The sequence below is a fragment of the Chryseobacterium lathyri genome, from assembly GCF_019970085.1.
Classification (GTDB): domain Bacteria; phylum Bacteroidota; class Bacteroidia; order Flavobacteriales; family Weeksellaceae; genus Chryseobacterium; species Chryseobacterium lathyri.
The window spans coordinates 308,352-321,237 of sequence record NZ_JAHXYG010000002.1; the positions used below are offsets into that span (position 1 = coordinate 308,352).

Genomic DNA, 12,886 nt, shown 5'->3' on the forward strand with positions numbered 1-12,886 from the left:
ACACAATCTTATCCGGCTTTAGCCAAAGTAAAAAAATCTCACTAGCCTTTGCCATAAAAGAAAGACATTATTCTCAAAATATACAAGACTCATGGCACTTCAATTTTTTTAACAATAATAACATCCTTATTTTTGCACTAAATTATTCACTCACATGCAAAATTATTTAGAATTCAATTTCAGGATTTCTCCATTGCAGCCATGGAACGAGATATTAATGGCGGAGCTTATCGAAATAGGTTTTGACAGCTTTACGGAAGAAATCGACGGAATTTTAGGATATATCCAGAAAGAACAGTTTAAAGAAGAAGATCTTAAAGCACTTCCGCTTTTTGAAAATGAAAATGTACAGATCACTTATTCTTTCGAAGAAATGCCCAATATCAACTGGAATGAAGAATGGGAAAAGAATTTTTCGCCGATCAATATTGATGATAAAGTGCTCATCAGAGCAGAATTCCATGAATCTGTCCCGGGAATGCATGAAATCATCATTCAGCCAAAAATGTCTTTCGGAACAGGGCATCATCCTACAACGCATCTGATGATTCAGCAGATGATGGATATTGATTTCAATGGTAAAAAAGTGCTTGATATGGGATGTGGAACCTCGGTTTTGGCAATTTATGCAAAGCAGATAGGTGCAGGGGATACAAAAGCGATTGATATAGACGAATGGTCTGTGGAAAACTCAAAAGAAAATGCTGCCAGAAACGGGGTTGAACTTGATATTGAACTGGGAACCGCAGAAAATTTAGGAAAAGAAAACTTTGATATCATTCTGGCTAATATCAATAGAAATATCCTGATCTCCGATATTCCTACCTATGTTTCTGTTATGAATGAAGGGGGAAAACTGCTGCTTTCCGGACTGTGCTTCTTTGACGTGGATGATATCCTGGAAGTATGCAAAGAAAGCGGACTGGAACTTAAAAAGAAACTTCAGCGTGAAGAATGGGTAAGCCTTTTGCTGGAAAAATAATGAAAAACAATAGTCATATGAAATCTTTATTGACGGTTTTATGCCTGCTGTTCCTGCAGTTTTTTTCTGCACAGGAAGAAAATGGCGTTTATCCTGACGGAGTTTTCAGCTTTGAAGAAAACAAACCCCAGAAAATTTTTACAGACCGGACCAGAGTAAGAAAAGAACCGGATGTAAAAGCTGAAGTCACTGATTCTCTGCAAACCAACCAGCAGGTGCTGATCCTTAAAAAAGAAGAAGCAATACTTAAGTTAGGCGAAAGAGGGGCTAATTGGTACAAAGTTTCTTATCAGAAAGGAGATTTGGTTTCGGAAGGGTATGTCTGGGGAGGTAATCTTTCCGTTGGTTACCGCAATAAGAACGGCTACGATTTCCTTTTTGGACTTTCAAAAACGGTAGACCGGAAAAATAAAGAATATAATGAAACTGTAAAGCAAAACATTGCCGGGATAAAAGTCATCGAAGGAACCAATTTAGTTGATGAGGTGTACTTCGACACCGGAAGAGGAGAGGAACTAAGCTATGCTACATTTACCATTGAAAGCGGACATAAGCTGCAGAATGTGGAACTCACCCTTAAAGCTATGGTTTCCGGTGAAGCCTGCGGAATTGCAAGCTATACTCAGTATGTTCTTTTTAAAGACAAAAAACTGGTTCCACTGCCACAACTGATGAATGTAGGGGATGCCGATGTATACTACCATTCCGAAGAATTTGTATTTCCCAATGATAAAGGCGGAATTCCCAATGCATTTATCTTTAAAACAGAGGAAATGGAAAGAGATGACAAAGACAGAGAAAAGAAAAAACATTCTTCCAAAACGTATCTCTGGAACGGAAATTCTTATAAACTTAAATAAAATTCAAAACTAAAAATAAAGCAGCTGCCGTATAAATTACGGTGGCTTTTGTATATCCTTTAGCGAATAATAGAATCTGTTTTATTAAAATACAAAAGACTTAACATTTTCTGCAGGGTCTTTCTCAGTGAGCCTGAATCATTTTGAATTGCATTGTGTTGGCTTTAATGATTTAAGTTAGAAATCTTTCTAAATCATTCAGATGGATGAGGCATGGACAAATAAATGTACCTTTAATTAAAATATAATAAATTAACAATTAATACGTTATTATATATGTAAACAATCCGGTAATGTGCCGGAAAGCTTAATACGCTCCTCATTCCAACACCCGATTTAGCACATCTGTTTGTTCGCGTTAGGTAGATCAAACAAGATATCTTATGTCACAAAAAGTAAAATTCTCATCAGTTTCTGGTTCTCATTTTTATGCAACTCTTAGGAGCAGAGTAGATCAATTTTTCAGTCAGCATCAATTAAGTCAACATGCCAATGGCCATATGTGGGGCAAGACTGTATTTTTCCTTACAGGGTTCATTGGAATTTACCTTGTAATTATTTCAGGTCTGCTTCCGACCTGGATGCTCTTGCCACTTGCAGTAGTTCTGGGTATGTTTAGTGCCTTTGTAGGCTTCAATGTATGCCACGATGCTATACATGGTGCACTTTCCGGTAATAAAAAAGTGAATAAACTGTTCGGGTTTATTTTTAATCTGATCGGCGCCAATCCATACGTTTGGAGTATCACTCACAATGTGGTTCACCACACCTATACCAATATCCCCGGACATGATGAGGACATTGAAGTCGCGCCGGGATTGATCCGGATTGCTGAGGAAGACGAAGTGAATCGCATTCAACGGTACCAGCATTGGTATGCCTTTCCGCTTTACAGCTTAGCTTCCCTGTCATGGGTGTTCCGTAAGGATTTTGTAAAGTTTTTCCAGAAAAAAATTGGGGCACATCAGAATAAGCACCCTAAGCTGGAATATTTCAATTTGTTTTTCTATAAAGCGCTTTATTACTTCCTTTTTATCATATTGCCGCTATTGGTACTGGATGTGAGCTGGTGGCAGTTTCTGATCGGTTTTCTGTTCTTACATATTGCCGAAGGCTTGACGATGGGACTGGTATTTCAGCTGGCCCATGTTGTTGAGGGGACCAATTTTCCTGTGCCTAACGAAACCGGGCAGATAGAAGAAGCCTGGGCGGAGCACCAGATGCGTACAACTGCAAATTTTGCAACGCACAATAAGCTCGCGGCATTTTTCCTTGGCGGACTAAACAGGCAGATAGAGCACCATCTGTTTCCTAAAGTCTGCCACATACATTATGGGAAGATCTCTGTTATTGTGAAGAAGACAGCGATGGAGTTCAACTTGCCTTACATTGAAAATAAGAGCTTTTTATCGGCACTGTACTCGCATTTTCTAACACTGAAAAAATTTGGCAAAGAGGCGGCCGTTAATTAACCAAATAGGGTAGCTAGCCTTTGTGTCCCTGAACTCTTTGGCTGCTGATCTTAATTAGATTTCATAAGTATTTTGTTGATTTATAATATTTTATAATTTATTAAATGTATTTTTGATTGTTAAACTTATATTTATACATACCTTCATTATATTCTAATATTATGGTTTTATAAATTTATCCTGAAAATTCATCAAGCATGTCTAAACTTGGAACAAAAAATAATGTTCCTGTTTGTGCAGTACTGAAATCAAGAATTCGGTCATAATTTCCCGGCGGGTTACCGATGAACATATTGGTCAACATTTTTTCAACCGTGCTGAATGTACTTGCATAGCAGATAAAATAAGTTCCCATTTCATTAGTTGCTACGTTTCCGAAAGGCATGTTATCACGCACAACTTTAAAGTCATCACCAATATTAGCCAATGCGATATGTGAATTTTTAGGTTTTACATCATCATCCATTTCAATATCAAGGTCTTTGGATCTGCCTATTACTTTTTCCTGTTCTTCCACAGAAAGCGATTTCCAGGCATTAATATTGTGGATGTATTTCTGTACAAAAAGATAGCTTCCTCCTTCATATTGTAAATCAGAATCATCAATGATGGCAAAATGATCCCGGTCTATGCCGTGTGGGTTTTCAGTACCGTCAACAAATCCTAAAATAGATCTGCTATCCCAATAACGGAATCCTTGTACCTCAACTACACAATCTGCTATTTCCTTCATATATCCGGAAATTATAGAAGCCATATCATAAGCAAAGCTTTTTTCATCGGCCCGGATGTGAAAATGCAAATCTCCTTTTGTACTTACTGCCGTATGTTTACTGCCTTTTATTTCCTGGAATTTCTTAAATTCTTTAGGCAGTGGTTGAGGCAATTCAAGTTGTTGCCATGCTTCATATCCAATCCCCATTACACAGCTGGCTTTGGAATCCGGAAAACGGTCAAGTGCCGAATTATTCAAATTAATTACCAAAGCACAAACTCTTTGGAAAACTGATTTGATCTTATCGGGATCAACGTTGTCCTTAAAATTCCATATTAAAAAATAGGTGTTATTATTCGGATAATCTGTAACATTCTGAGCATTATAATCAGTAGAAAAAGTATTATTCATTGAGATGGGTATATTGGTTTTTATTTATCAAATTTAATAAATGCTGTTGGGATAATGAGGTTGGTTTTATAAAATAAACAATTCAGAATATTCTTCTCACAAATTACGGTAGAAACTTTTTATTATACCTTCGTATGACGCCCTAAAAATGAGTATTATTGTAAGAAAATTAATTCTCAAAATATATGGGGCATTGGGAAATCTTTTTGTTTTTTTTAATCATCGCTTTCATTTATTCTTCTGTAGGATTTGGTGGAGGATCCAGTTACCTTGCTGTTCTGGCAATGTATAGTCTTCCTTATCAGGAAATACGGTTAACAGCGCTTATCTGTAATGTTATTGTGGTAATAGGAGGCGTATTTATTTATATCAAAAATAAGCAGACTGACTGGAAGAAAATACTTCCGCTTACGATTATAAGTGTTCCTATGGCGTATCTGGGAGCTGTTTTAAAAATAAGCCAGGAAACTTTTTTCCTGATCTTAGGCATTACTTTAATCATTGCTGCATTGTTGCTTTGGATCAAGACAGAAACAAAAAATGGCGAAAACCCCTCAGAATATACAGAAACCTCTCTGTTCAAAAACGGATTTTTAGGAGGGGGAATCGGGTTTTTGTCAGGATTGGTGGGAATTGGCGGCGGAATTTTTCTTTCCCCTCTATTAAACCTCATGAAATGGGATACCCCACGAAAAGTTGCAGCAGCATCAAGTGTTTTCATATTGGTAAATTCAGTATCAGGGATTTTCGGACAATTATCCAAATTATCTGCAGACATGGATTATTTCAGAATTCTCAGTTTGTGTTTTGCCGTATTCATTGGCGGACAGATAGGTTCCAGGATGTCCCTGAAATGGAATCCCTTGGTCATCAAAAGAATGACAGCTGCCTTGGTTTTGGTAGCCGGGATAAATGTTTTAATAAAATATTGGTAATAAGCTAAATTTAAAAATGATACTTAAAATATTAGCATTCGGAATAACGAAAGATATTTTCGGAGCATCAGAAAAAGAAATAGAAATAAATGAAGGTGCAAATGTTAATGCGCTAAAAGAGCTTCTGGAAAAAGATTTTCCTGAACTGAAAAAACTGAAATCTTATTTTATTGCCGTTGATGATGAATATGCAGAAAACCATCAGGTATTAACGGTTTCTAACGAAATAGCAATAATTCCACCGGTGAGTGGTGGATAACAGATATGGTTGATATTAAAATAACAGAGAATATACTGGATCTTACTGATTGTTTTACCCTTGCTTCCGATCCTGCGTGCGGAGGAATAGCGTCATTTATAGGAACAGTACGAAATCAGACCAAAGGTAAATCTGTCACTCGTTTGGAATATGAGTGCTACGAATCTATGGCAGTTAAGGAAATACAAAAAATAGTGGGTAAAGCCATTTCTTTATTTTCGGTAAAAAATATTGTAGTTCATCACCGTACCGGAATTTTATTTCCAGGCGATGCTGCTGTGATCATCGTGGTGAGTGACGGGCATAGAAATGCTGTTTTTGATGCGTGCAGCTATATGATCGAGAATATTAAAAAAACCGTTCCCATCTGGAAAAAAGAAATTTTTGAAGATGGAGAAGAATGGGTTTCCGCACATCCGTAATTTGAGGAACAAAATTTTGTACCTTTATTAAACCAGTTATTAAATTATGAAAGCCCATCTGCTATCAAATAAGTCAGTGGAACAGATAGAAATCGTCAAAGTTAAGGACAACAGCAGTTTTCTTTATACGGATGATGTTTCTGTAGAAGAACCTTTGGAAATAAGGGTTGTTTATCATTTAGCAGATAAAAAAGAGTCCAGAAATATATCTGTAACGATGCGGACTCCCGGAAATGATACAGAGCTTGCTGTAGGTTTTCTGTTTACGGAAGGAATTATTTCCAGCCGTCAACAGGTTAAAAGCACATATTTTCCGGAAGCAGAATGTTCCAGAAACAGTGAAAATATTGTCATTGTTGAGCTTACAGAAGGTTGTATCCCCGAGCTTATGAAAGCCGACAGAAATTTTTATACCACTTCCAGCTGTGGTGTATGTGGAAAAGGTTCCATAGAATCCATAAGAACAGTAAGCACTTTCCATAATCATACAAAACAAAACACAGAAGTTTCTCTGGATACTCTGTATCAACTATCCGAAAAGCTGCAGTCGTTTCAGAATAATTTCAGTGCTACAGGCGGTATACACGCTTCCGGCATTTTTGACCTGGAAGGCAATCTTTTGGCACTGCGTGAAGATGTAGGAAGGCATAATGCACTGGACAAACTCATAGGATATGCATTATCAGCAGATTTACTTCCTCTCGACAATAAAATTTTGGTTCTAAGCGGAAGAGCCAGTTTCGAGCTCATCCAGAAAGCAGCAATGGCAGGAATTACGATTGTTGCAGCAATAGGAGCGCCATCTAGCCTTGCAGTAGATCTGGCAAAAGAATTTGATATCACTTTATTAGGCTTTCTCCGGGATAATAGGTTTAATATTTACCATTCAGGCAGCCATTTTAAAATTGAAAATTTGTTATGAAAATAAGAATTAAAGACAACTCAATACGATTCCGTTTGACCCAGTCTGAAGTTGCAGAATTAGGACAAAACGGAGTCATCTCAAGCTTTACGGAATTTGTAGACCGTCCGTTTATTTATGCTATTGAAAGAACGGAGGACGAAGAACTTTCAGCCGCTTTCATCGAAAACAGAATTGTACTGAAAATGCCATCAACAATGATAGCAGAGTGGATTTCTACAGACAGGGTAGGTTTTGACGGACAATCAGGATTGGTAAAGCTTTTAGTAGAAAAAGATTTTGTATGTATTGATAATACGTTGGAAGACCAAAGTGACAATTATCCCAACCCTAATATAAAATGCTAAATTTTTTCATTTTTTAAAATTTAAAATCATGGAAAACAAAGATTCATTCGATAAAATAAAAGAGGGTAGTAGATTACCTTCTGCAGAACCTCCATATAAATTGCTGGATTTGAAACTGAAACCGCCAAAAGCTTGGGCAGCTGGTGTTCCTGCTGTTATCCATTCATTGGACCAGTTGGTTCTCAATGCCTCTGTTCTTCGTGGAGGAAGAGCTCTTTTCAGTATGAATCAGTTTGATGGTTTTGATTGCCCAAGCTGTGCATGGCCCGACCCGGATGATGAGCGTTCAAGATTAGGAGAATATTGTGAAAACGGTGCAAAAGCTCTGGCGGAAGAAGCTACCTCAAAAAAGATCGGTGCAGAGTTTTTCAGAGAAAATTCGGTTTATGATTTAGCAAAACTGACGGATTTTGAAATCAGCCAGTTAGGAAGAATCGTGGAGCCAATGTATTTACCGAAAGGAGGAACCCATTATCAGCCGATAAGTTGGGATAATGCCTTTACAAAAATTTCCGAAAAATTAAACGCTTTGAATTCGCCTAACGAAGCCATATTTTATACTTCAGGAAGAACCAGCAACGAAGCAACCTGGGTATATCAGTTGTTCGCCCGTGAATTCGGAACCAACAATTTCCCGGACTGCTCCAATATGTGCCACGAGACTTCCGGTTATGCGCTTTCAAGAAGCATAGGTATCGGAAAAGGAACCGTAAAGCTGGAAGACTTTTATGATACAGACCTCATCATTATCATTGGTCAGAATCCGGGAACCAATTCGCCGAGAATGCTTTCCGCATTAACTAAAGGAAAGAAAAACGGAGCAAAAATTATGGCAGTCAATCCGCTTCCTGAAGCCGGATTAAAAGGTTTCAGGAATCCACAGGAAGTTCGTGCTTTGCTCAATAAGCCTTATGAATTGTCGGATTTATATCTTCCTGTAAAAATTAACGGAGATATGGCACTTTTAAAGGCACTTCAAATTCTGGTATTGGAAGAAGAGGCTAAAAATCCGGGAAAAGTTCTTGACCACGATTTTATCATTAATAAAACTGCGGGCTTCAATGAATTGGTTGAAGAATTAAAATTGTATGACCTCAATTTTTTATCCGAGGAATGTGGAATTCCGATTGAAAATCTAAGGGAAGCCTCACAAATGATTGCCTCAAAAAAACGCATTATCATTTGTTGGGGAATGGGAATCACGCAGCAGCACAATGGGGTAGAAATGATTTATAATATCGTGAACCTCCTGCTGATGAAAGGAAGCATAGGAATCCAGGGAGGAGGAGCCTGTCCTGTTCGAGGTCACAGTAATGTACAGGGAAACAGAACGCTGCTTATTAACCACCATCCTACGACTGAACAATTGGACAGATTACAGGAATATTATGGCTTTAAAGTTCCGAGAGAAGGCGGTTATGATGTTGTGAATGCCCTGAAAGCGATGCACGAAGAAAAGGTAAAATTTATGTTCTGCATGGGAGGTAATTTCCTTTCTGCAGCACCGGATACAACCTTTACGGCAGAAGCAATGCGGAAGCTGGAAATGTCTGTAATCGTTTCTATAAAATTGAACAGAAATCATCTTATCCATGGGAAAGAAGCTCTTATTTTGCCGGTAATTTCCAGGAGTGAGAAAGATATGGTCAATGGAGAACTTCAGCACGTAAGTACAGAAAATTCAATGGGTGTTGTGGAATGGTCAAGAGGTGTTCTGGAGCCGATTTCTGAAAATCTGATCAATGAAACACACGTCGCCTGCAGAATGGCAAAAGCAGTTTTAGGTGAACGTTCTGTTGTAGATTGGGATAAATTTATCAACAGTTATGATGCCGTTCGTAATGATATCGAACAATGTATTCCCGGATTTGAAAACTATAACGAAAGGGTTGTTCAGAAAGGCGGTTTTTATCTTCCGAACGGACCAAGGGATGGTATTTTCAACAGTGAATTTTACCCGGGAAAAGCTGCTTTCAATATAACCGCCGTACCAGATAATTCGCTTGCAGATGACGAATACCTGATGGGAACCACCAGAACACATGATCAGTTTAATACAGTTGTGTATGGTCTGAATGACCGTTACCGTGGGATTTTCAATGAAAGAAGAGTTGTCATGATGAATGAAAAAGATATAGAGAAAGCCGGTCTCAAAGAAGGTGACCACGTAGACCTTTTCAATTATGATGACGGAATTGAAAGAATTGCTCCTCTTTTTATTGTTGTAAAATATCCCATCCCGCAGAAAAGCACCATGACCTATTTCCCGGAAACCAATGTATTGGTATCCATCAATAATGTAGTTAATGGAGCTAATATGCCTGCTTCCAAATATGTCCGTATCAAAATCCGAAAGCATAGTCCCGAAATTTTTAAAAGGATTGATGATCATGTCATTGCTGCAGCCGGAACAAGCCTCGAACAACCATAAAACATATTACTTAAGTAAATTATCATTTAGTAATGATCATAAGAAAAAAAGAACACTGGTTCAGAATGCTTTTTGTGTGGCACGGTTCTGTTTTGCCTGCCTTGCTTCCCCGTTTGGGATTGCTTTTAATCCTTTCTTTATTGGTGACCTATTTTCATGGAATAATACTCTCATTTAAAGTTCCGTTAAATCCTGCGCCACTGACGCTGTTTGGCTTTGTACTGGCCTTATTCCTAGGGTTTAGAAATAATGCCAGTTATGACAGATTTTGGGAAGGAAGAAAATTATGGGGCGCCTTGTTGAATACTACACGTGCATTGACTCGACAGGCAATGACTCTAAGCAATATAAAGAACGATACAATTTCTGTCCATAGCTTTGTTAACTTACTTAGTTCCTTTGTTTTTGCGCTGAAACATCAACTTAGAGGAACAGATGCTTATGAAGATTTAAAATCAAGGCTTAATGAAGACCAGCTGAAAATTGTTGCAGGATCAAAATATAAGCCGGCAGTTATTATGCGGTTGCTTGCAGAATGGGTTCAGAAAGCAAAAGATGAAGGTTTCCTGGATTCCATCCAACAGGCACGTTTTGATGAGAATTTTGATAAGCTTTCTGATATTTTAGGAGGTTGTGAAAGATTGGTTTCTACCCCGATTCCTTACAGTTACCGTGTTCTGTTGCATCGAACGGTGTATATTTATTGTTTTTTGCTGCCTTTCGGTCTTGTAGATTCGCTGGGATGGTTTACACCTCTTATTGTTGTATTTGTAGCTTATACATTTGTTGCATTTGAAGCGATTGCAGATGAAATTGAGGAGCCTTTTGGAACAGATGCGAATGATTTAGCCTTGAACAGTATGTGTATTATGATTGATGAGACCATTCATGAGATGGTGGGAGAACATATTGCTGTTTCTCAGAAAATGACTCAGAATATTATTGATTGATGCTTAAAAAAGAAGAATGATTATTACTTCTGAATGATTTTAAATTAAGAAGTATTTATTATATTTTTTGGATGCCGTCTTTTAAAGAAAATACTTCCTTTTCAGGAAAGCTCTTTTTTATTTTCCTTACCGCTTCTGTACTTCGCTTCCCGGATTGACAATAAACCAGAATAGGTTTTGAACAACCCGAAATATAATCTGAATGATCCTGTAATTCTTCTACAGGAAGATTGATTCCTCCTATATTAAACTGTTCATGCTCTTGCGATGTACGGACATCTATGATTTCAAAATGATCTTTCTTCTGCATCAGCTGCTCAAACGTAATGGTATCAACAGCCTGAGGTAAAGCTGTAATCTGCACAGAAGTTTTTCTTAATTTAATAATCTGTGTTTTGCCATTCAGAACATTCATCATCCAGAGTTTTCCAGCCAGTGAATCTTCGGGATTTGTAAAATATTTTATAGCTTCATTAGCCTGCATACATCCTACAATTCCTGCCAGCGTAGGAAGCACGCCGCCTTCTCTGCAGTTCGGAACCTGTGATTCTTCCGCATTCGGAAAAACATCACGGTAATTGGGGGAGTAAGTACCGTCTTTCTGTATAACATTCCAGATACTTACCTGGCCTTCATATTGATAAATTGCCCCATAAACCAACGGTTTTCCAGATAAAACACATGCATCATTCAGCAAACATTTTGTTTCAAAATTATCAGTTCCTTCAATGATTAAATCAAATTCAGAAATTAAATCCATTACATTGCCGGAAGTTACCCGAAAATTGAAAGGAATGATTTTTACCGATGGATTTTGTCGCTGTAATTTTGTAGCGGCAATGTCAACTTTTGATTTTCCAATATCTTCCGGAGCATATAAAATCTGGCGGTGCAGATTGCTTTCGGAGACTGTATCATCATCCGCAAGACCAATTGTCCCTAGACCTGAAGAAGCAAGATATTGTGCCGAAGGACAGCCCAATCCGCCCATACCTACTATCAGAATTTTGGCATTTTTAAGTAATTCCTGAGAAGAAACACCAAATCCGGGTAAAGCCATCTGGCAATGATAACGTTCAAGCGGGTCACTCATATGTTTTTTATCTTCGGTTAAATCTATTTTCTTAAAATTTCCTTTGCCTTTGCCATATCTTCAGGTGTGTTCACATTCATCAAAGCTTCTGGGTTACCTGGTTTCAGGATTAATGTATCACTGTTGATCAGAACTTTTCTTGGACAGGTATTTCCTGATCCTAAAAAATTGAGGAGCAGAGGATAACTTTTAGGTTCCCAAATGGTAATCAACGGTTCTGGAAGCCCATCAAACGGGCTTTCATAAGTAGTTGCTACTTTTTCGGTATTTCTGTTTTCAATTAAAAATTCTAAAGATTTTTTATCCAATAAAGGTAAGTCGCAGGCAACGACTAACCATGCTTTATCTCTTTGAGAACGCAACGCCGAAAGTATGCCACCGAAAGGTCCCATGTTCAGAAAAGTATCGGTAAGAGCCTTGTAATCTGTGTCAGAATTTTCCAGTTGGTCTTGTCTGCAGGAAATAAAAACCTCCTCACAAAATGGAGCTAAAAGATCAGCCGCAAAATACCGCTGCTCTTTGCCATGCCAATTGATTTTATCTTTAGGATTTCCCATTCGCTGGCTTTTTCCTCCTGCCAGTATCAGTCCGTTTAATTTGGGGAAATCAGTCTCTTTTGAAATCATTTTTTCCTCCTGTTTTTTCGATGAGTTGTATTTCTTTTATCACAATGTCATGGCTCATTGCTTTGCACATATCGTAAATGGTGAGTGCAGCAACAGAAGCTCCTGTCAGTGCTTCCATTTCGATGCCTGTTTTTGCTTCAATCTCTGCAGTACAATAGATTTCAATTTCATTTTGAGAGTTGATTTCAATATCTATTTCACAGTTATCCATACCAATGGGATGGCAGAGAGGAATCAGATCACCTGTTTTTTTTGCTGCCATTATTCCTGCAATGATGGCAGTCTGGAAAACAGAGCCTTTTTTAGTTTTAAAATCATCTTTTTGAAGAGCTTCCAGAATATTTTCGGGAAGTATCACAACAGCTTTGGCAACGGCTTTTCGGTGCGTAACTTTTTTACTGCCAACATTTACCATGCCCGGCTGTTCCTTTTTATTAAGATGTGAAAAGTTTGTCATAAAT

At 37.9% G+C, this 12,886-nt stretch carries 14 protein-coding genes; 10 read left to right on the forward strand and 4 right to left on the reverse strand.

The genetic code is table 11. The features are described from left to right. The first annotated feature begins 154 nt into the window (after positions 1-154). The 3 genes from prmA to LC418_RS06750 all read left to right on the forward strand — a co-directional run bounded on the left by prmA (position 155) and on the right by LC418_RS06750 (position 3,314). Positions 155-982: a 50S ribosomal protein L11 methyltransferase gene (prmA, locus tag LC418_RS06740; protein ID WP_223558538.1), complete on the forward strand. Its 828-nt coding sequence runs from the start codon at positions 155-157 to the stop codon at positions 980-982. Between the two features lie 17 nt (positions 983-999). Continuing rightward, entirely contained in the window at positions 1,000-1,842 is an 843-nt protein-coding gene (locus LC418_RS06745) for an SH3 domain-containing protein (protein ID WP_223558539.1), read from the forward strand. Between the two features lie 383 nt (positions 1,843-2,225). Continuing rightward, positions 2,226-3,314 (forward strand): fatty acid desaturase family protein, encoded by a 1,089-nt coding sequence (locus tag LC418_RS06750; RefSeq protein WP_116012115.1) that lies wholly within the window; start codon positions 2,226-2,228, stop codon positions 3,312-3,314. A gap of 175 nt (positions 3,315-3,489) precedes the next feature. On the opposite strand, the gene LC418_RS06755 is transcribed toward LC418_RS06750, so the two are convergent. Continuing rightward, positions 3,490-4,440, reverse strand: a complete 951-nt coding sequence (locus tag LC418_RS06755) for a Dyp-type peroxidase (RefSeq protein ID WP_223558540.1) — start codon at positions 4,438-4,440, stop codon at positions 3,490-3,492. Positions 4,441-4,625: 185 nt separating this feature from the next. Here LC418_RS06755 and LC418_RS06760 point away from each other — a divergent pair, with 185 nt between their 5' ends. The 7 genes from LC418_RS06760 to LC418_RS06790 are packed head-to-tail and all read left to right on the forward strand — an operon-like array spanning position 4,626 to position 10,706. Further along, positions 4,626-5,375 (forward strand): sulfite exporter TauE/SafE family protein, encoded by a 750-nt coding sequence (locus LC418_RS06760; protein ID WP_223558541.1) that lies wholly within the window; start codon positions 4,626-4,628, stop codon positions 5,373-5,375. 16 nt (positions 5,376-5,391) lie between these two features. Continuing rightward, a complete protein-coding gene (locus tag LC418_RS06765; RefSeq protein ID WP_223558542.1) occupies positions 5,392-5,634 on the forward strand; it encodes a MoaD/ThiS family protein in 243 nt (80 codons plus the stop codon). A gap of 5 nt (positions 5,635-5,639) precedes the next feature. Beyond that, positions 5,640-6,056, forward strand: coding sequence for a molybdenum cofactor biosynthesis protein MoaE (locus LC418_RS06770; protein WP_223558543.1), 417 nt, complete (start codon positions 5,640-5,642; stop codon positions 6,054-6,056). A 46-nt stretch (positions 6,057-6,102) separates the two neighbouring features. Beyond that, positions 6,103-6,978, forward strand: coding sequence for a formate dehydrogenase accessory sulfurtransferase FdhD (gene fdhD, locus LC418_RS06775; protein WP_223558544.1), 876 nt, complete (start codon positions 6,103-6,105; stop codon positions 6,976-6,978). Further along, positions 6,975-7,325 (forward strand): DUF7009 family protein, encoded by a 351-nt coding sequence (locus LC418_RS06780; RefSeq protein ID WP_223558545.1) that lies wholly within the window; start codon positions 6,975-6,977, stop codon positions 7,323-7,325. The genes fdhD and LC418_RS06780 overlap by 4 nt, the downstream gene beginning before the upstream one ends. A gap of 28 nt (positions 7,326-7,353) precedes the next feature. After that, a complete protein-coding gene (locus tag LC418_RS06785) occupies positions 7,354-9,756 on the forward strand; it encodes an FdhF/YdeP family oxidoreductase (protein ID WP_223558546.1) in 2,403 nt (800 codons plus the stop codon). 32 nt (positions 9,757-9,788) lie between these two features. Continuing rightward, on the forward strand, positions 9,789-10,706 hold the full coding sequence (locus LC418_RS06790; protein WP_223558547.1) for a bestrophin family protein: 918 nt from the start codon (positions 9,789-9,791) through the stop codon (positions 10,704-10,706). Between the two features lie 58 nt (positions 10,707-10,764). Here the strand turns inward: LC418_RS06790 and LC418_RS06795 are convergent, their stop codons facing one another. Genes LC418_RS06795 through moaC form a run of 3 tightly spaced genes read right to left on the reverse strand, consistent with a single transcriptional unit; the run spans position 10,765 to position 12,882 of the window. Beyond that, on the reverse strand, positions 10,765-11,799 hold the full coding sequence (locus tag LC418_RS06795; protein ID WP_223558548.1) for a HesA/MoeB/ThiF family protein: 1,035 nt from the start codon (positions 11,797-11,799) through the stop codon (positions 10,765-10,767). 23 nt (positions 11,800-11,822) lie between these two features. Next, positions 11,823-12,425, reverse strand: coding sequence for an NTP transferase domain-containing protein (locus tag LC418_RS06800; RefSeq protein WP_223558549.1), 603 nt, complete (start codon positions 12,423-12,425; stop codon positions 11,823-11,825). Continuing rightward, complete coding sequence (moaC, locus tag LC418_RS06805; RefSeq protein ID WP_223558550.1) at positions 12,406-12,882, reverse strand: cyclic pyranopterin monophosphate synthase MoaC; 477 nt, start codon at positions 12,880-12,882, stop codon at positions 12,406-12,408. The genes LC418_RS06800 and moaC overlap by 20 nt, the downstream gene beginning before the upstream one ends. Between the last annotated feature and the right edge of the window lie 4 nt (positions 12,883-12,886).